Annotated in this window: 16 protein-coding genes; 6 read left to right on the top strand and 10 right to left on the bottom strand. The window is 69.9% G+C overall.

What is annotated here, in order from left to right; all coding sequences use genetic code 11:
* Window positions 1-231 precede the first annotated feature (231 nt).
* Together ET989_RS01935 and ET989_RS01930 are read left to right on the top strand one after the other, a co-directional pair.
* Entirely contained in the window at window positions 232-2,076 is a 1,845-nt protein-coding gene (locus tag ET989_RS01935; RefSeq protein ID WP_131166847.1) for an ABC transporter ATP-binding protein, read from the top strand.
* Between the two features lie 103 nt (window positions 2,077-2,179).
* Window positions 2,180-4,099 carry a M3 family metallopeptidase gene (locus ET989_RS01930; protein ID WP_241656166.1) on the top strand — a complete coding sequence of 640 codons (1,920 nt, stop codon included), beginning with the start codon at window positions 2,180-2,182 and terminating at the stop codon, window positions 4,097-4,099.
* A 46-nt stretch (window positions 4,100-4,145) separates the two neighbouring features.
* On the opposite strand, the gene ET989_RS01925 is transcribed toward ET989_RS01930, so the two are convergent.
* Both ET989_RS01925 and ET989_RS01920 read right to left on the bottom strand, forming a co-directional pair.
* A complete protein-coding gene (locus ET989_RS01925; RefSeq protein ID WP_131166845.1) occupies window positions 4,146-5,150 on the bottom strand; it encodes an alpha/beta hydrolase in 1,005 nt (334 codons plus the stop codon).
* 75 nt (window positions 5,151-5,225) lie between these two features.
* Window positions 5,226-6,134, bottom strand: a complete 909-nt coding sequence (locus ET989_RS01920; protein WP_131166844.1) for a hypothetical protein — start codon at window positions 6,132-6,134, stop codon at window positions 5,226-5,228.
* Window positions 6,135-6,382: 248 nt separating this feature from the next.
* On the opposite strand from ET989_RS01920, the gene ET989_RS01915 reads away from it, so the two are divergent.
* Together ET989_RS01915 and ET989_RS01910 are read left to right on the top strand one after the other, a co-directional pair.
* The gene (locus ET989_RS01915; RefSeq protein ID WP_165489980.1) at window positions 6,383-7,123 is read left to right on the top strand and encodes an AAA family ATPase; all 741 of its coding nucleotides are present in this window, start codon (window positions 6,383-6,385) and stop codon (window positions 7,121-7,123) included.
* Window positions 7,124-7,211: 88 nt separating this feature from the next.
* Window positions 7,212-8,105, top strand: a complete 894-nt coding sequence (locus ET989_RS01910) for a hypothetical protein (RefSeq protein WP_131166843.1) — start codon at window positions 7,212-7,214, stop codon at window positions 8,103-8,105.
* Between the two features lie 51 nt (window positions 8,106-8,156).
* Here the strand turns inward: ET989_RS01910 and ET989_RS01905 are convergent, their stop codons facing one another.
* The 5 genes from ET989_RS01905 to ET989_RS01885 all read right to left on the bottom strand — a co-directional run bounded on the left by ET989_RS01905 (window position 8,157) and on the right by ET989_RS01885 (window position 13,756).
* A complete protein-coding gene (locus ET989_RS01905; RefSeq protein WP_131166842.1) occupies window positions 8,157-8,582 on the bottom strand; it encodes a heat shock protein transcriptional repressor HspR in 426 nt (141 codons plus the stop codon).
* A 16-nt stretch (window positions 8,583-8,598) separates the two neighbouring features.
* Window positions 8,599-9,744, bottom strand: coding sequence for a molecular chaperone DnaJ (dnaJ, locus tag ET989_RS01900; RefSeq protein ID WP_131166841.1), 1,146 nt, complete (start codon window positions 9,742-9,744; stop codon window positions 8,599-8,601).
* A 46-nt stretch (window positions 9,745-9,790) separates the two neighbouring features.
* On the bottom strand, window positions 9,791-10,396 hold the full coding sequence (locus ET989_RS01895; protein ID WP_338324505.1) for a nucleotide exchange factor GrpE: 606 nt from the start codon (window positions 10,394-10,396) through the stop codon (window positions 9,791-9,793).
* 90 nt (window positions 10,397-10,486) lie between these two features.
* Window positions 10,487-12,358, bottom strand: a complete 1,872-nt coding sequence (dnaK, locus tag ET989_RS01890; RefSeq protein ID WP_131166840.1) for a molecular chaperone DnaK — start codon at window positions 12,356-12,358, stop codon at window positions 10,487-10,489.
* 297 nt (window positions 12,359-12,655) lie between these two features.
* Window positions 12,656-13,756: an inositol-3-phosphate synthase gene (locus ET989_RS01885; protein WP_131166839.1), complete on the bottom strand. Its 1,101-nt coding sequence runs from the start codon at window positions 13,754-13,756 to the stop codon at window positions 12,656-12,658.
* 50 nt (window positions 13,757-13,806) lie between these two features.
* Here ET989_RS01885 and ET989_RS01880 point away from each other — a divergent pair, with 50 nt between their 5' ends.
* On the top strand, window positions 13,807-14,598 hold the full coding sequence (locus ET989_RS01880; protein ID WP_131166838.1) for an inositol monophosphatase family protein: 792 nt from the start codon (window positions 13,807-13,809) through the stop codon (window positions 14,596-14,598).
* On the opposite strand, the gene ET989_RS01875 is transcribed toward ET989_RS01880, so the two are convergent.
* On the bottom strand, window positions 14,555-15,268 hold the full coding sequence (locus tag ET989_RS01875) for a MarC family protein (RefSeq protein ID WP_131166837.1): 714 nt from the start codon (window positions 15,266-15,268) through the stop codon (window positions 14,555-14,557). The two genes, ET989_RS01880 and ET989_RS01875, sit on opposite strands and share 44 nt — an antisense overlap.
* A 236-nt stretch (window positions 15,269-15,504) precedes the next feature.
* Between ET989_RS01875 and ET989_RS01870 the strand changes: the two genes are divergently transcribed.
* The gene (locus ET989_RS01870) at window positions 15,505-16,455 is read left to right on the top strand and encodes an aldo/keto reductase (protein WP_131166836.1); all 951 of its coding nucleotides are present in this window, start codon (window positions 15,505-15,507) and stop codon (window positions 16,453-16,455) included.
* 14 nt (window positions 16,456-16,469) lie between these two features.
* Here ET989_RS01870 and ET989_RS01865 read toward each other — a convergent pair whose 3' ends face one another.
* On the bottom strand, window positions 16,470-16,958 hold the full coding sequence (locus ET989_RS01865; protein ID WP_131166835.1) for a vitamin K epoxide reductase family protein: 489 nt from the start codon (window positions 16,956-16,958) through the stop codon (window positions 16,470-16,472).
* Entirely contained in the window at window positions 16,955-17,827 is an 873-nt protein-coding gene (locus tag ET989_RS01860; RefSeq protein ID WP_131166834.1) for a DUF929 family protein, read from the bottom strand. Before ET989_RS01860 ends, ET989_RS01865 begins: the two co-directional genes overlap by 4 nt.
* Window positions 17,828-17,874 lie beyond the last annotated feature (47 nt).

Here is a 17,874-nt window from a genome sequence, read left to right as displayed (position 1 = left end):
CGCGCCGACAGCCCCGGCTTCGTCCGCCGACAGCCCCGGCTTCGTCCGCCGACAGCCCCGGCTTCGTCCGCCGACAGCCCCCGCCCCGAACGGCGTAAGCTGGCTGACCGCGACCTCCCGCGATCCCATCACCCTCACCGGCTCGCCGGTCCGGCCCGAGCCGCTTCCCAGCACCTCTCCTGATACCCCCTGGGGTACACTGATCGACCTGCACCACCGAAAGGACGCGCCATGCGCACCCTCCTGCGCGTGCTGAGCACCGCCCGTGAACTCTGGCCCTGGTACGCCGGCATCATCGCCACCTCGGTCTTCGTCGCGGCGACGGCCCTGGCCACGCCGTTCATCATCGCCCGCGCGACCGACGAGGTTGTGGCGCAGGCGTCCGGCGGGGGTGGCGGGCTGATGGTGTTGGTGGCGCTGGCCGGCGCTCTGCTGGTCGCCGAACTCCTCAACACCGTTCTGACCAACGTCGGCGGCTACCTCGGCGACACGATGACCATGCGGCTGCGCGCGATCCTCTCCTCGCGCTACTACGCGAAGCTGCTCTCGCTGCCCCAGCGGTACTTCGAAAACCAGCTCACGGGCACGGTCATCAACAAGCTGCACCGCTCGATCACGGAGGTCACGCAGTTCCTCCAGATGTTCAGCAACAGCTTCTTCCCGACGCTGATCACGGTGTTCGCGGTCCTGGGCATCTCCCTCTACTACTCGTGGCCGCTGGCCCTTCTCCTGCTGATCATCTACCCGCTCTTCACGTGGCTGACCGCGCTCACGTCGAAGCGCTGGCAGGTGCTGGAGGGCGAGAAGAACGACGAGCTGGACGCCGCGGGCGGCCGCTTCGCCGAGGTGATAGGCCAGATCAAGGTGACCAAAAGCTTCGTCCGCGAGCGCACCGAGCTGGACACCTTCGACGGCCACTACCGCCGCGCCGTCGCGACCACCAACACCCAGTCCTCGTGGTGGCACCGCATGGACGTCGCGCGCCGCGGCTCCCTCAACATCATCTTCTTCGGCATCTACCTGATCATCTTCGCCCAGACCGCATCCGGGATCTTCACCCTGGGCGACATGGTGCTGCTCATCCAGCTGGTCGCGATGGCGCGGACGCCGGTCATGATGATGAGCTTCCTCGTCGACTCCTCGCAGCACGCCATCGCCGGCTCCAAGAGCTACTTCGAGGTCATGGACGAGACACCGGAACCCTTCGCCGCCGTCGGCGAGATCCGCTCCCCCGACCTGTCCCCGACCGCCACCACCGGCGGGGCCGCACCCGCGGCGTCCGCCTGGCCGGTCGTGCCGGACGCCCCCACGATCGCGTTCGACGGTGTCAGCTTCGGCTACGACTCGCACGCCGAGGTGCTGCACGACATCACCTTCGACGTAGCCCGCGGCGAGCGGCTCGCGCTGGTGAGCGAGTCCGGCGGCGGCAAGACGACGCTGGTGAACCTCCTGCTCGGCCTCTACAGCCCGTCCGCCGGAACGATCAGCATCGCCGGCACCGACACGGCGTCGGTGTCGCTGGCCCAGGTGCGCAGCCAGATCGGCGTCGTGTTCCAGGACGCCTCACTGTTCTCGGGCACGGTGCGGGAGAACCTCTCCTACGGACGCCCTGGCGCGACCGACGCCGAGCTCGAGCAGGCCGCCCGCCGCGCCAACGCGCACGACTTCATCGCCAAGCTCTCCGACGGCTACGACACGGTGATCGGCGAGCGCGGCGTCCGGCTCTCGGGCGGCCAGAAGCAGCGCATCGCGGTCGCGCGGGCCATGGTCAAGGACGCCCCGCTGCTGGTCTTGGACGAGGCCACCTCCGCGCTCGACTCGCGCTCGGAACGCCTCGTGCAGGCGGGCCTGGAGGAGCTGATGGCCGACCGGACGAGCATCATCATCGCGCACCGCCTCTCCACCATCAGCACCGTGGACCGCATCATCACCCTGCGAGACGGCCGCATCGACGAGGTGGGCTCCCCCGCCGAGCTCGCCGAGACCGACGGGATCTACGCCGAACTGCTCGCCCTGCAGGAGTCGGGCACCAAGCGTGACAAGCGCCGCCTGGCCGCGTTCGACATCACGGGCTGACCCGAGGGGCGTTAGGTGTGCAGTTCGAGGCGGCGTTTTCATCGCTGCAGCGATGGAAACGCCGCCTCGAACTGCACCCCCGGGGGGTGACTACGCTGGTCCGGTGACTGATCCCGCACCGCTGACCCTGCCCGCCGCCGACGCCTACCTGCCGTGGGTGACGGCGTCCACCGAGTCCTTGCTGGCGGACGCCCGCGCGAAGGCCGAGGCGATCAAGACGAGCCCGCCCGCCACCGCCCTGGCCACGCTGGAGGCCTGGAACGAGCTGGACATCGCGTTGGGCAACCTGTCCGCGCGCGGTGAGCTGTTCAGCGAGGTCCACCCCGACGCCGGCGTCCGCGAGGCCGCTGAGCAGGCCGCGCTGGAGGCGCGCAAGCTCTCCACGGAGCTGGGCCTGGACACCGAGCTGTACGCCGTGTTCGCCGGCCTCGACGCCGACGGCCTCGACGCCCAGGCCACCCGCCTGCTGGAGAAGACGCTGCGCAGCTTCCGCCGCTCCGGCGTGGCCGCCGACGAGACCACCCGCGCGCGCATCAAGGAGATCCGCGACCGGCTGACGGTGCTCGGCCAGACGTTCGCCCGCACGATCCGCGAGGGCACGCGCTCGATCAAGGTCACCCCCGACCAGCTGGCCGGCCTCCCCGCCGACTGGATCGAGGCCCACCCCGCCGGCGAGGACGGCCTGGTCACCGTCACCACCGACTACCCGGACGCCATCCCGTTCCGCACGTTCGCCCACGACGAGACCGCCCGCCACGACCTGCTGGTGGCCTCCCTCACGATCGGCTACCCCGACAACGTCGACGTGCTGCGTGAGATGTTCGGCCTGCGCGCCGAGCTGGCGACGCTGCTGGGCTACGACACCTTCCCCGACTTCGACGCCGAGGTGAAGATGATCAAGTCCGGGGCGGCGATCGGCGAGTTCATCGACAAGATCGCCGACGCGGCCCTGGAGCCCGCCCAGCGTGACGTCGCGATCCTGCTGGAGCGCCTCCGCCAGGACCGCCCGGACGCCGACCGCGTCCAGTCGTGGGACTCGGCCTACTACGCCGAGCTGGTCCGCAAGGAGCAGCACGACGTGGACGCCCAACTCGTCCGCACCTACTTCGACTTCGGTAAGGTCCGCGACGGCCTGCTGGCGGTCACCGGACGCCTGTTCGGGCTCACCTACACCCCGGCCGACGTGCCCGTCTGGCACCCGAGCGTGACGGCCTACGACGTCACCCGCACCGACGACGGCGCTGCCCAGGGCCGCATCTACCTCGACCTGCACCCGCGCGAAGGCAAGTTCAAGCACGCCGCCCAATTCACGCTCACCAACGGCGTCGCCGGACGCCAGCTGCCCGAGGGCACCCTGGTGTGCAACTTCCCGACCGGGTTGATGGAGCACGACGACGTCGTGACCCTGTTCCACGAGTTCGGCCACCTCGTGCACCACCTCGTCGGCGGGCACCAGCGCTGGGCGGAGTTCTCCGGCGTCGCCACCGAATGGGACTTCGTGGAGGCGCCCAGCCAGATGCTCGAGGAGTGGGCGTGGGACGCCGACGTCCTCGGCTCGTTCGCGACCAACGAGGCGGGCGAGGCCATCCCGGCCGCCCTGGTCGAGCGCATGCGGAAGGCTGACGACTTCGGCAAGGGCTACTTCGCCCGCACGCAGATGTTCTACGCCGCTCTCGCCTACCGCCTGCACCTGGAGAACCCCGAGGACCTGGTCGCACGCACCCGTGAGCTGCAGGAGCAGTACTCGCTGTTCCCGTGGGTCGAGGGCACGTGCATGCCGACGTCCTTCGGCCACCTGGACGGCTACAACTCGGGCTACTACACCTACATGTGGAGCCTCGTCATCGCCAAGGACATGTTCTCGGCCTTCGACGCCGACGACCTGTTCGACCCGGCCGTTGCGACCCGCTACCGCGATGTTGTGCTCGCCCAGGGCGGCACCAAGGACGCCGCGGATCTCGTCGAGGAGTTTCTGGGCCGGCCGTACGACTTCGACGCCTACGCCGCCTGGCTGGCCGAGTAGGCGCTCGGCGCCGAGGGCTTGGGTTCCCTCCGCCGAGGGCTTGCCTTCACACGGCCGCCGCGTCCACCGCCCCTGGCTGGCCAGCCGCGACGGCGCGCTTCACGGCGTCCATCCGGTTGGCCATGATCCGCTTCGACAGGGACGCCTCGGGTGCGAGCACCTCGGAGGCGTGGAAGGCGCCCGGGTAGAGGTGGAACTCGACCAGGTTGCCCTGCCGGACCAGCTCGCCGACGAGCGTGATGTCCTCGTCGCGGAACATGTCCTCGGTGCCGACGTCGATGAAGATCGGCGCGAGCCCCGACCAGTCGGTCTCGAGCAGCGGCGAGGCATACTTGTCGGGCTCGCTGCCGCCCAGGAACCACTCCCAGGCCTCGATGTTGCCCGCGCGGTCCCAGAGGCCGACCTCGGTGATGGAATGGCTCGCCGGGGTCGTGTTCGACGGGTCGAGCATCGGGTAGGCCGCGAGGATCAGCGCGAAGGCGGGGCCACCCTCGTCGCGGGCGCGCAGGGCGGTGGCCAGCGCGAGGTTACCGCCGGCCGAGCCGCCGACGATGACGAGGCGCTCGGGGTCGTAGCCCAGCTCCTCGGCGTTCGCGGCCATCCACTGCAGGCCGGCCCAGCAGTCGCGCGACTGCGCGGGGTGCGGGTCCTCGGGGGCCTTGCGGTAGCCGGTGGAGACGACCACGGCCCCGACCTCACGCGCGTAGGCGGTGGCCATGCCGTCCTCGCCCTCGATGCTGCCCATGATCATGCCGCCGCCGTGGATGAAGAAGATGCCGGGCAGCCTCGCGTCGGCGAGGGCGTCCACGGGACGGTAGACGCGCACGGGGACTTCAGGGTCGCCGTCGAGGCCGGGCACCGTGCGGTCGTCGCGGGTCACGGACGGGTCGGGCCCGCCGGCCGCCTCGACGCCGGCGGCGTTCAACGCGGCGGACGCCTCACGCCGCGCGACGATGTCGGGGATGCCGTTGAAGCCGCCCGGCAGGGCGCCGAGAAAGGCCTCGAGGGAGGTGCGGGATTCGGAGTCGAGTCGGTCGTGCTGCGCGGACATGGGCACTCCTTCGTGCTCGGGTTCGGAGCCGCCGACCACCCTGCAGCTCCGCGTCGGATGAGCGAAGCCCTCACCTCACTGGTCGGCAGCGCCCCAGGTGTGGGGCACGACCGCGTCGACGCTGATGCCGGAGACGAGGCAGCGGTCCTTGCGGTTGCGGGTGAGCGCCTGGGTCCACGTGACGAAGCCGCCGTCCCCGAGCTCCACCGGCTCCTCACCCTGCACGACGAAGCGGAACGCCGCCGTCGTGTACGGGTTGCGCCAGGGGCGCCGGTCGTCGTCCTTGCCGGCCACGACGATCACGTCGTCGCGCGTGCCCCGCGATTCGATCAGCCCGGCCAGCGTGTGGTCCCACACGGTGAGCTCGATGCGGCCCTGCGGCACGAGGCTGCCGATGATCTCGCGCCAGTAGTCCAGGTGCAGGTCGAGCAGATCGGCCTCGGTGCTGAGCCCGCCGCCGTCGGGGCAGCTGGACACGAGGGAGAAACGCAACTCGTGCGCCGACTCTTCGGCCTGGTCCCAGGCGTGGGTGCAGCGCGCGTGCGTGGCCAGGTGGACGCGCGAGTGCCCGTTGCGCCGCCGGCGGGACGCCTCGAGCGCCAGCCCGTGTGCCGGGTCGGCGAGCACCTCGGTGCCGCGCATCGTGGTGACGACGCGGTTCTGCCCGAGCCCGCCGAGATGGATGCCTGAGCCCAGCGACGTCAGCTGGGACAGCGTGACCCCGACGAACTCCCGGGGCACGGCCTCCCACAACCGCGCAGTGACGGGAATGGCCTCGCGCGGGTCGAGGAGGCTCGGCATGAGCAGGCGATCCTCGCGCCAGCGCTTGATCAGGTCGGCGTACGTCTCGTCGGACGCCCGCGTCCGGGCCACGTCGGCCAGGATCGTGCGGAGCTCGACCGAATTCAGCGAACGCAGCAGGGCTTCACGTGCATGGACGCCGATGCGTCGCCACACCTTTGTGGACGCCGCGGTTCCACTCATGGACAACCTCTCCCTACACGTCACCCCCATATCGGGGTCTTGCCCGCCGATTCAACCACACGCGGGCGGGCGAGTTCATCACCCCCCACCCGTACCGGACACGTCCACACGACAGATCTTCCGGACGTGGACCGCCCAGGACTCCCCTAACTACCGCCGAGGACTCCCCTAACTTCCGGCGAGGACTCATGGCCGCACCTGGGGATCATCGCCAGGGAAGTGTCGGTGGGTGTTCCTAAGCTGTCCGCATGCCTCGTCAGACCATCCCCGGCCTCGGGCGTCCCGTGCGCCGGGTGGCGATGCGGGCCGGCGCGTCGATCGAACCCAAGCTGTGGCCGTACAAGGTGCCCGCGGTCGCCGCGCTGCTCCGCGACGGGCTCGACCTGTCGCAGGCCACCGTGCTGGTCGGGGAGAACGGCTCGGGCAAGTCGACCATCATCGAGGCCGTCGCAGAGGCGTACGGGCTCAATCCCGAAGGCGGTTCGACCGGCGCCCGGTTCGCGACGGCGCACACTGAATCGCCCCTCTCCGGGGCTCTTCAGCTGGTGCGCGGCGCCGGCGCAAGCAAGGGTGGCTACTTCTTCCGCGCGGAAACCATGCACGGGCTGTTCACGTACCTGGCCAGCAACGGGGCGTCCTTCCACCACCTCAGCCACGGCGAATCATTCCGCGCGATGCTCGAGGACAAGACGCACGACGGACGCGGCCGCGTCCGCCCCGGACTGTACGTGCTGGACGAGCCCGAGTCGGCCCTGTCGTTCACCTCGTCTCTCCACGCCCTCGCCGTTCTGACCGACCTGCTGGCCGACCCGGGCGTCCAAGTGCTCATGGCCACCCACTCCCCCGTGCTGTCGGCATTGCCGGGGGCGCGCATCCTGCAACTGTCGTCCGACGGCCTTGACCAGCGGGCTTGGGAGGATCTCGACCTCGTGGTCAACGAGCGCTACTTTCTGGCCGACCCGCAGCGCTTCCTGCGCCACCTCTCCTGACTGTGGACAACCCCCTCAACGGAGCACGCCCATCCACAGGCTCGTGATTCACTGACCGGAGGCGGCAGGTGTCGCCCATTGTCCGGGCATGCACTCCGACGATCCCCTCCCCGAACGCGTCCGCCTGCGTCGCGGCGTCCTGCTCGACTTCGCCCCGCTCGACGAGCGCGAACTCCACCGCGAGCGCATGCTCGCCGCACTTCCCACCCACGGCTTGGGCACCTACTTCAACCAGGACTCCGCCGCCGTTCTGCACGGCCTCCCGCTCTGGGGCGCCGACCTGAAACGCGTCCACACACTGTGGCTCTTCGGTGGACACGGCCAGAAGAACGACCTCGCTCACGGTTACCGGCGACCGAAGGTGCTTCCGAACGTGACCGAGGTCGACGGGCAGCGCACGACCACACTCGCGCGCACTGCCGCCGACCTCATGCGCCGCTACCGGTTCGGCCCAGCCCTGGCCGTGGCGGACGCCGCCCTGCGGTTGGGCGCCGACCGCGCGGAGTTGATCGCCGAGGTCAGCGGCGGCCGCGGATGCCGACTCGCCACCGAGGCAGCGCGACGGGCCGACCCACGAAGCGAGTCGGCCTACGAATCGGTGTGCCGCGGGGTGATGCTTCAGCAGGGCATCCCGCTGCCCGAACTGCAGGTGGAGATGTCGGACGCCGCGGGCTTCATCGGCCGCGTGGACTTCTGGTGGCGCCTCTTCAAGGTCGTGGGCGAGTTCGACGGGGCGGTCAAGCTGACCGAGGCGATGCTGAGGGGGCGGACGCCCGAGGCCGAGTTCGCGGCGCGGGCGGCACGAGACAAGCGCCTGCGCGGCATCGGTCAGACGGTCCTTCGGTGGGTCGCCGACGACATCCACGCCGTGGGCCCTTTCGTGAGCAGCATCCGGGCGCAGATCGGCGACGCGGTGGTCGACCACGGCCTGTGCCCGGAAGCGATGGACTACAAGCGCCCGCCGCGGCGCCGCGCGAGCTAGGACGAGTCCTCGGCGGTAGTTAGGCGAGTCCTCGGCGAAGGGGGCGGGGGCTCAGCGGCCCGACGGCAGCGCGCGCGGGGAGCGCGAGCGGACGGTGCGGCCCAGGTGGACGGTGCCGTGGCCGGCGGTGAAGGTCCGCCCCGAGGTGTCGTCGCCGACCTGGTGGGCCTGGATGATCTCGACCAGGCGAGAGACCTGGCCGTGAGCATCCTCGAGCTGGGCCTCCAGCTCCAGGATGCGGCGGATGCCCTCGAGGTTGATGCCCTCCTCCTGCGACAGCACCTGGATGTGCCGCAGGCGGGCGACGTCGCGGAGCGTGTAGCGGCGTCCGCGCCCCTTGGCGCGCGACGGCACCACCAGGCCCAGACGGTCATAACCGCGCAGGGTCTGGGGGTGCATCTCGGCGAGCCGCGCCGCCATGGTCACCGTGAACAGCGGCGCGTCCACGTCCATCCGTGCGGGCAGGAAGTCCGACATCACGTCACCCGAACAGTCAGGCGCGCGGGTTGCCGGAGCCCACGACGTCCGCGTAGTTCCTCAGGGCGGCCTCGGCCTCGGCCGAAAGCGACGAGGGCACCTGAACGTTGACGGTCACGAGCAGGTCGCCGTAGTCGCCGTTGGCCTTGCGGACGCCCTTGCCGCGCACGCGGAACGTGCGGCCGTTGGGCGTCCCCGCCGGAACGCGCAGGCGGACGGGCGGCCCGTTCAGCGTCGGCACCTCGATGTCGGCCCCCAGGGCGGCCTCGGTGAAGGTCACCGGCACCTCGAGTGTCAGGTTGTCTCCCTTGCGCCCGAACACCGGGTGCGGGCGGACGTTGACGAGCACGTACAGGTCGCCGGGGGGGCCGCCGTTCTCGCCGGCCCCACCCTTGCCCTTGATGCGGATGCGTTGGCCGTCGGTCACGCCGGCCGGCACGCGGACCTGCATGGTGTTGGTCGACCGGGCGCGCCCGGAGCCGGAGCAGTCGGGGCACGGGTCCTCGACCACGAGGCCACGGCCGCGGCACTCGGGGCACGGCTCGGCCATGGCGAACCCACCGGCGGTCTGCGTCTCCTTCATGCCCGAGCCTTGGCAGGTGGTGCACACCTTCGGCACGGAGCCCGCCTTCGCGCCGGTGCCCCGGCACGAGGCGCACGGGGCGTCCGACACCGTCTGCAGGGACACCGTGGTGCCCTCGACAGCCTGGGTGAAGTCGATCGTGACCTCACCCTCGATGTCGGTGCCGCGGCGCGGGCTGCGGGTCGTGCGGCGCGTGGTGGTGCCGCCGAACAGGCCCCCGAACAGGTCGGAGATGTCCTGGTTGCCCGACGTGGCATTGCGGAACAGGTCGTCCATCGAGGGACCGCTCGAGCCGTAGCCCCCGGGGCGGGCGCCGCCCGCGCCCGGGAACTTGAAGCCGCCGCCGAACAGCGAGCGCTGCTCGTCGTACTCCTTGCGCTTCTTCGGGTCGGACAGCACCGAGTTGGCCTCGGACGCCTCCTTGAACCTCGCCTCGGCCTTCTTGTTACCGGGGTTCTGGTCCGGGTGGTTCTCGCGGGCGATCTTGCGGAACGCCTTCTTGATCTCCTCGGGCTTGGCGTCCTTGGAGACGCCCAGGATCTTGTAGTAGTCCTTTTCAAGCCAGTCCTTGGTGCTCATCGGCGCCTCCTCTCGGTGTGTGGACGGTGAGCGTGGTCGAAACCATTCAGTTCGGGTCGGCGACGCCGACGCGGGCGGGACGGACGATGCGGTCGCCCATCTGGATACCCTTCTGCATGACGGCCGAGATGACCGTCGTGGTGTGGTCGCCCTCCAGCGGCACCTGCATCAGGGCCTCGTGCAGGTGCGGGTCGAACTCCTCGCCGACCTCGCCGTAGACGACCAGGCCGTGCTTGCCGAACACCTTCTGCAGGGCCTCGACCACGAGCTTGAAGCCGCCGTCGACCTGGTCGTGCTGCCTCGCCGCCTCGATGGCGTCCACCACGGGCAGCAGGTCGTTGACGACCGACTCGACGCCCTTGAGGCGCGCCACGTCACGGTCGCGGTCGACCCGCTTCTTGTAGTTCACGTACTCGGCGTGCAGGCGCTGCAAGTCGGCGGTGCGCTCGGCGAGGGCTGCCTCCAGGTCTTCTTCACGGGCGGACGCCGCGGGCTCGGCCGAGCGCTCCTCGGCCGTCCCCTCGACGGGGGCGTCCACCGGCGAGTCGATGTCGATCAGCTGCGACGCGTCGTCGGGGATGATGGGCTCCTCGGGACCGTCGCCGCCGGCTTGGCCGTCGGGGACGAACTCGTCTTTGGGATTCTGGGTCACGTCTTCTCCTTCAAGAACCGGGTGGCCGGCTGGGCAGGCCCCTCGACAGGCTCAGGGCCCGTGTCGGAGCCTACCCAGCCGGCCTGCGGGTCACTTGTTGTCGGTCTCGTCGTCGATGATCTCGGCGTCCACGACGTCGTCGTCACCGGCTTCGGCCGACTCGCCCTGCGGGGCGTCCTCGCTGGTGTAGGCCTGGTCGTCGCCCGAGCCCTGCTGGGCCTGGGCGGCGGCGTACATGGCCTGCCCCATCGCGGATGCCTTCTCGTTGAGGTCGTTCATGGCGTCCTTGACCTCGTCGTCGTTGTCGGTGCCCTTCAGGGCCTCCTTCAACTTGTCGAGCGACTCCTGGACGGGCGCCTTGACGTCGTCGCCGATGGTCTCCTCGTTGTCCTTGAGGAGCTTCTCGGTGCGGAACGCCAGAGCGTCCGCCTCGTTGCGCATCTCGACGGACTCGCGACGCTTCCTGTCCTCCTCGGCGTGCGCCTCGGCGTCCTTCACCATCCGGTCGATGTCATCCTTGCCAAGCGCCGAGCCGCCGGTCACGGTCATGGACTGCTCCTTGCCAGTGGCCTTGTCCTTGGCGTTGACGTGCACGATGCCGTTGGCGTCGATGTCGAAGGTGACCTCGACCTGCGGAACCCCGCGCGGGGCAGGCATCAGACCGGTCAGCTCGAAGTTGCCCAGCGACTTGTTGTCGCGGGCGAACTCACGTTCACCCTGGTACACCTGGATCATCACCGACGGCTGGTTGTCCTCGGCCGTGGTGAACACCTCGGAGCGCTTGGTCGGGATCGTCGTGTTGCGCTCGATGATCTTGGTCATCACGCCGCCCTTGGTCTCGATGCCGAGCGACAGCGGGGTGACGTCGAGCAGCAGGACGTCCTTGACCTCACCCTTCAGGACGCCGGCCTGCAGGGACGCGCCCAGGGCCACGACCTCGTCGGGGTTGACGCCCTTGTGGGGCTCCTTGCCGCCCGTCAGCTCCTTGACCAGGTCGACGACGGCGGGCATGCGGGTCGAGCCGCCCACCAGGATGACGTGGTCGATCTTGCCGACGGTGGTGTTGGCGTCCTTGATGACGTTGTTGAACGGCGCACGGCAGCGGTCCAGCAGGTCCTGGGTCAGGCGCTGGAACTCGGCGCGGGTCAGCTTCTCGTCCAGGTGGAGGGGGCCATCGGCGCCGGCCGTGATGTACGGCAGGTTGATGTGCGTCTCCTGGGCGCTGGACAACTCGATCTTGGCGCGCTCGGCGGCCTCCTGAAGGCGCTGCTTGGCCATCTTGTCCTTGGACAGGTCGATGCCGTTCGCGTTCTTGAACTGCGTGACCAGCCAGTCGACGACGCGCTGGTCCCAGTCGTCGCCGCCGAGGCGGTTGTCGCCCTTGGTGGCCTTGACCTCGAAGACGCCGTCGGCGATCTCCATCAGCGACACGTCGAAGGTGCCACCACCGAGGTCGAAGACGAGGATCGACTGCTCGACGTCGCCCTTGTCGAGGCCGTAGGCCAGCGCGGCGGCGGTCGGCTCGTTGATGATGCGGTCGACGGTCAGGCCCGCGATCTCGCCGGCCTCCTTGGTCGCCTGGCGCTCGGCGTCGCCGAAGTAGGCCGGGACGGTGATGACCGCGTTGGTGACGGGCTCGCCGAGGTAGGCCTCGGCGTCCCGCTTCAGCTTCTGCAGCACGCGCGCGGAGATCTCCTGCGGCGTGTACTTCTTGCCGTCGATGTCGATGCCCCAGTTCGTGCCCATGTGGCGCTTGACGGAGCGGATCGTACGATCCACGTTGGTGACAGCCTGGCGCTTGGCGACCTCGCCGACCAGGACCTCGCCGTTCTTGGCGAAGGCGACGACCGACGGCGTGGTGCGGGCGCCCTCGGCGTTGGGGATGACGGTGGGCTCGCCGCCCTCGAGGACGGCGACGACAGAGTTGGTGGTGCCGAGGTCGATACCGACTGCACGGGCCATGGTGGGTTACCTCCAGTAGTTCGGGGAACTTCGCGATTGAGCCTAGCAGGCTCAACTGAGAAGTTGAGTTCATCTGACTCAACTCCGGGGCGGATCAGGGTATTCCCACGCCGACAGCTCCGGCTTTCCGCGCCGAGAGCCCCGGCTTTCCGCGCCGAGAGCCCCGGCTTCCCGCGCCGAGAGCCCCGGCTTTCCGCGCCGACAGCCCCGGCCCCGTCGGCCGACGCGGCGGAGGGGCTGTCGGCGGACGGAACCGGGGCTCTCGGCACAAAAGGCCGGGGCTGTCGGCGAGAGGGGTCAGGCCTTCTGGCCGTAGGTGTCGATGAACTTCTCGACGAGCTCGCGGGCCTCGCGGTCCTCGATCTGCACCGGCGGGTGCTTGCTGAAGTAGGCGGCCGGCTCGATGATGGCGCCCGACAGGCCGGCGTCCAGGGCGAGCTTGGCGCAGCGGATGGAGTCGATGGCGACGCCGGCCGAGTTCGGCGAGTCCTCCACCGACAGGCGCAGCTCGAGGTTCATCGGGACGTCGCCGAAGTGCGTCGACTCGATGCGCAGGAAGCAGACCTTGTTGTCCTTCTGCCACGGCACGTAGTCCGACGGGCCGACGTGGATGTCGTACGGGTCGATGGACTGACCACGGGCCTCGATCATCGACGTGACGGCCTCGGTCTTGGAGGTCTTCTTGTCGGCGAGGCGCTCGCGCTCGAGCATGTTCAGGAAGTCGGTGTTGCCGCCGGTGTTCAGCTGGTAGGTGTGCTTGATCTTCATGCCCCGGTCCAGGAACAGGTTCGTCAGTGTCCGGTGCACGATGGTCGCGCCCACCTGGGCCTTGATGTCGTCCCCGACGACCGGCAGGCCGGCGTCCGCGAACTTCTGCGCCCACTCCTCGTTCGACGCGATGAACACCGGGATGCAGTTCACGAACGCACACCCGGCCTCGATCGCGGCGTTGGCGTAGAACTCGGTCGCCTCCTGCGAGCCCACCGGCAGGTAGTTGACGACCACCTCGGCGCCGGACGCCTTGAGCGCGGCCACCACGTCGACCGGCTCGGCGGACGCGTCCACGGGCACGACGTCCGCGGTGTACTTGTTGACGCCGTCCAGCACGGGGCCGCGCTGCACGAGCACGCCGGTGGTCGGAACCTGGGCGAAGACGGTGGTGTTGTTGGGCTCGGCGTAGATGGCTTCGGCGACGTCTCGGCCGACCTTGCCGGAGTGCACGTCGAACGCGGCGACGACCTCGATGTCCCGCACGTGGTAGCCGCCGAAGTTGGCGTGCATCAGGCCGGGGATGAAAGCGTCGTCCGCGGCGTCCTTGTAGTACTCGATTCCCTGGATCAGCGAACTCGCGCAGTTGCCCACGCCCACCACGGCCAGCTTGATCGTGCGATCACCCATCGGTTACCCACCTGCTCCTTGCGTCCTCAGCCGCGTGGCAGACTGCCCGCGTGCCCCGTTCCGACGAGATCTCCCGCCTGATGGTGAACACGTGCGACGAGGTGGTTATTCCGCTCTTCAACCGCCTGCGCGCTGACCAGGTCGCCGAGAAGTCCCCGGGCGACCTCGTCACGGTCGCCGACCAGCGGGCCGAGGTGGTACTGACGGACGCGCTGCGCGCGTGGTTCCCGGACGCCACCGTCATCGGCGAGGAGGCCGTCGCGGCCGACCCCGGCCTGGCCGCGCGAATCGACCTCGGGCACGTCTGGCTTGTCGACCCCGTGGACGGAACGGGCAACTTCGTCGCCGGCATCCCCGAGTTCGGCATGCTGCTGGCCGAGCTGGTCGACGGCGTGCCGGTGCGGTCGTGGACGTGGCGCGCCGGCGTCCGCCAGATGCTCGTCGCCGAACGGGGCGCGGGCGTCCGGGTGGACGGGGAGCCCCTGGCACCGCCCCGGCCCGGGCGGGACCTGCTTGTGGGCGGCGTCACCCGCGAGTACGCCCACTTGCGCGGCGCCGGGCTGGCCGAGCCGTGGCCCATGACCGGCAGCTGCACCGGCGACTACCCCGCCATCGCGCTCGGTGAGCGCGACTACCTGATCCACAACGGGCGACACCCGTGGGACCACTGGCCGGGCGTCCTGATGCTGGAGGAACTGGGCGGGGTCGTGCGCTTCCTCGACGGGACGCCGTACGCCACGGCCTCGGCGTCCCCCGAGAAGGTGCTCGCGGCGCGGAGCCCCGAGGTCTGGGACGCGGTCAGCCGCGCAGCGCGGGCAAAAGGGACAACAGCCCCTCGATGACCATCGCGACCGCGATGGAGGCGATGATCATGCCCATCAGGCGGGTCATGATGACGCGCAACGTCTGGGACATCCGGTTGCCGATCGCGGGGGCGAACCAGAGCACGACCGCCAGGATCGCCAGCACGGCCACCACGGCGGTGACGATGGCGAGGAAGCCGGAGACGCTCCCCGCCTGGCCGGTGAACACGATGAGCGACGCGATGGTGCCGGGGCCCAGCAGCATCGGGAAGGTCAGCGGGTAGAACGCGACGTCGGCGTTGGCGTCCGTCTCGGGTTCGGCGACAGCGACCGGACGCCCGCCCGGCTCGTCGTGGAGGCCGCCGCTGGGTTGGAGCGCGCGGGCGCGCATGCGGGCCTTCTCCTGCGGCGTCCCCTCGTGGGCGGGGCTGCCGCCGTTGAGCATGGTGAGGCCGATCATCAGCAAGACGATGCCGCCGGCGACGCGGAAGTGGTCGACCGAGATGCCGAAGAACCCGAGGATCGCCGTGCCGCTCACCATGACGATGGCCGCCATGACGAGGCAGTAGAGCACGATGCGCATGCCCGTGCGCCGCTGGTGCGTCAGGTCCTGGGCCTGCGTCAGCACCAGGAACATCGGCAGCACCACGAACGGGTTCATGATCGCGAAGAACGCGCCGAACGCACGCACGAGCAGGGGGACATCCATGCGCGGCATCCTCGCATCCGGGCGCCCCCGACCCCGCACCGGCGGAGGGGTTACCTCTTCACAATCCCGCCCCTCCGCCCAGGACTCACCTAACTACCGCCGAGGACTCCCCTAACTACCGCCCAGGACTCTCCTAACTACCGCCCAGGACTCGTGGTGGTCCTGACGACCACGAGTCCTCGGCGGTAGTTGCACGAGTCCTCGGCGGGTGGAGGGGCCCACCTAGGATGCGGCCCATGACAGACCTGCGCCCGCTGGGCACCCCGGACCTCCTCGTCAGCGCCGTCGGCCTCGGCTGTAACAACTTCGGACGCCCGGGCTTCGTCACCGAGACCCTCCCCGCGACGAAGTCGGTGCTGGACGCTGCGCTCGAGCACGGGGTCACGTTCCTCGACACAGCGGCGCTGTACGGCAGCCCGGCCGGCACCAGCGAGTCCCTGATGGGCGAGGCGCTGCGCGGGCGCCGTGACCGGGTTGTGCTCGCAACCAAGTTCGGCCACCGGGGTGGCGGTCCCGAGGGGGCGGACGCCTGGGGCCCGCGTGGGGCGTCCGGCTACATCGACAAGGCCGTGGAGGGGGCCCTGCAGCGCCTGCAGACCGACCACATCGACCTGCTCCAGCTGCACACCCCCGACGAGGACACCCCGATCGGCGACACCCTCCAGGCCCTGGCGCGGCACGTCGAAGCGGGTCCCGTGCGGTTCATCGGGCACTCGAACTTCACCGCCGAGCAGATCGTCGAGGCGGACGCCGTGGCCGCCGACCTCGGCCTGCCGCGCTTCGTCTCCGCACAGAACCACTACTCGCTGCTGGCCCGCGGCGTCGAGTCCGACGTGTTGCCGGCCGCACGCGAGCACGGGCTGGGGTTCCTGCCGTACTTCCCGCTCCACAACGGGCTGCTGACCGGCAAGTACACGCCCACCTCCGGCGAGGGACGCCTGCGCCAGGTCCGGCCCGAGGTCCTGGAGAGCACCGACTGGGACCAGCTCGACGCCTACCGCCAGATCTGCGAGGGCGCGGGCGTGACCATGCTGCAGGCCACGTTCGCGTGGCTGCTCGCTCAGGATCCCGTCGCCAGCGTCATCGCCGGCGCGACCACGCCCGAGCAGGTCGCCGCCAACGCCGAGGCCGGCCGCACGCGCCTGGCCCCGGACGTCGTCGACGCGATCAGCGCGCTGTTCTCCTGACGGACGCCGCGGTTTCAGACGGAGGCGTCCTCCGGCGCACCGGCGAAGTAGGTCGTCAGGTAGAACACGAACAGCACGGCGGTGATGACGTGCACGACGGTGCACCACGAGCAGATCTGGCCGATCATGACGAACTCGGCCCACACCAGGTACAGCACGAACAGCATGCCGACACCGGTGAGCGCCAGGCCGACCAAGCGCCCGCGCGCCAAACCCAGCCGCCGACCCACGAACGCGAAACCAACGCCGACCACGTTGTACAGCAGACCCAGCAGCGCGACGGGGATGCCGAACAGGTAGGCCCACTGGCTCGAGGTCACCGACTCGCAGTTCACGAAGGAGCCCTCGGCGCACGCCAGTGTTCCGTCAGCGGCGTAGTGCGCCCACGTCAGGTAGGCGGACACGGCCAGCGCCGCGATCCAGAGCAGCTTGATGCAGAGCGGGCTCGGGTCGGCCGCGCGGACGCCGTCCGCCACAGCCGACCCACCGCGGCCCAAGGTCATCCCAGGACCGCCTTGGCGGCGACCACACCCGGCGCCGAGCACACGTCGGACGGCTGGTCGCCGGTCAACGCGCAGATCTGGGCGGTCGTCACGTTGGCCGCACCGAGGATGCCCTGGGCCTCCGGGGAGTTGGGGTCGGCCAACTTCGCCGCGACCGAGTCGCCGGTCTTGCCGGGCAGGTAGCCGCCCTGGGTGAAGGGCTGCAAGAACGGCGTCCCGCTGGTGTGGGTACCCCAGTAGAGCCACGGGTAGCCGGTCATGCCGTGCTGCTGGGCGATCTGCTCGTCCTCGGTGCTGAGCGGCTCGAGGTCGCGGCCCTGGGCGTCCTTCATCTCGTACCCCTTGAACACCAGGTAGTCGGAGGTGTAGGTCGACCCCAGGTACGACAAGGTCGGGATGTCGCCGAGCGCGCCGCCGGCCGGGGTGCGCGTGGCCTTGAGGCCCTCGAAGTCACCGAACCGCTCGAGCGCGATGGTCAGAGGCCAGCGGGTGAAGCCGCAGTAGGAGCAGTACTCGGCGCCGATGTAGAGCAGGCGGGGCTTGCCGTCCACCATCTGCACCTGGCCGCCGGGGATCGGCTGGGCCGGTGACACGGTCAGCGAGCCCGGGCCGACGGCGTCCAGCGAGGCGGCCGGGATGTTCTGCAGTGTCGCCACGTACCCGTCCGTGCCCTCGGCGGCCTGCGGGCGGTTCATGCCGATGGCGATGATCACGCCGACGACGACGAGCAGCAGCGCCGCCGCGGCCGCAGCGATGCCGAACATCTTGTTGCGACGCGCCGTCGCCTCGGCCTTCTGGCGCTCAGCGGCGAGCCTGGCCCGCGCGGATTCCTGCGCAGCTTTGTTCGGCTGCTTGCCTGCCTTCGCCATGGATCTTCTCCTGAGTTGATCGGGTTCACACCAGCGTAGCGACCGCC

The organism is Propioniciclava sinopodophylli, from assembly GCF_004324755.1.
Lineage (GTDB): Bacteria > Actinomycetota > Actinomycetes > Propionibacteriales > Propionibacteriaceae > Propioniciclava > Propioniciclava sinopodophylli.
The sequence above is the reverse complement of the archived record's forward strand: the minus strand, read 5'-3'. Positions and strand labels throughout refer to the sequence as shown.

Bases quoted from the DNA above. Each gene is read 5' to 3' on its own strand.
- ET989_RS01885 (WP_131166839.1), bottom strand. From the start codon at position 13,756: ATGGGTGATCGCACGATCAAGCTGGCCGTGGTGGGCGTGGGCAACTGC.
- dnaJ (WP_131166841.1), bottom strand. From the start codon at position 9,744: ATGAGCACCAAGGACTGGCTTGAAAAGGACTACTACAAGATCCTGGGC.
- ET989_RS01860 (WP_131166834.1), bottom strand. From the start codon at position 17,827: ATGGCGAAGGCAGGCAAGCAGCCGAACAAAGCTGCGCAGGAATCCGCG.
- ET989_RS01925 (WP_131166845.1), bottom strand. From the start codon at position 5,150: ATGTCCGCGCAGCACGACCGACTCGACTCCGAATCCCGCACCTCCCTC.
- ET989_RS01935 (WP_131166847.1), top strand. From the start codon at position 232: ATGCGCACCCTCCTGCGCGTGCTGAGCACCGCCCGTGAACTCTGGCCC.
- ET989_RS01915 (WP_165489980.1), top strand. From the start codon at position 6,383: ATGCCTCGTCAGACCATCCCCGGCCTCGGGCGTCCCGTGCGCCGGGTG.
- ET989_RS01905 (WP_131166842.1), bottom strand. From the start codon at position 8,582: ATGTCGGACTTCCTGCCCGCACGGATGGACGTGGACGCGCCGCTGTTC.
- ET989_RS01920 (WP_131166844.1), bottom strand. From the start codon at position 6,134: ATGAGTGGAACCGCGGCGTCCACAAAGGTGTGGCGACGCATCGGCGTC.
- ET989_RS01910 (WP_131166843.1), top strand. From the start codon at position 7,212: ATGCACTCCGACGATCCCCTCCCCGAACGCGTCCGCCTGCGTCGCGGC.
- ET989_RS01870 (WP_131166836.1), top strand. From the start codon at position 15,505: ATGACAGACCTGCGCCCGCTGGGCACCCCGGACCTCCTCGTCAGCGCC.
- dnaK (WP_131166840.1), bottom strand. From the start codon at position 12,358: ATGGCCCGTGCAGTCGGTATCGACCTCGGCACCACCAACTCTGTCGTC.
- ET989_RS01875 (WP_131166837.1), bottom strand. From the start codon at position 15,268: ATGGATGTCCCCCTGCTCGTGCGTGCGTTCGGCGCGTTCTTCGCGATC.
- ET989_RS01865 (WP_131166835.1), bottom strand. From the start codon at position 16,958: ATGACCTTGGGCCGCGGTGGGTCGGCTGTGGCGGACGGCGTCCGCGCG.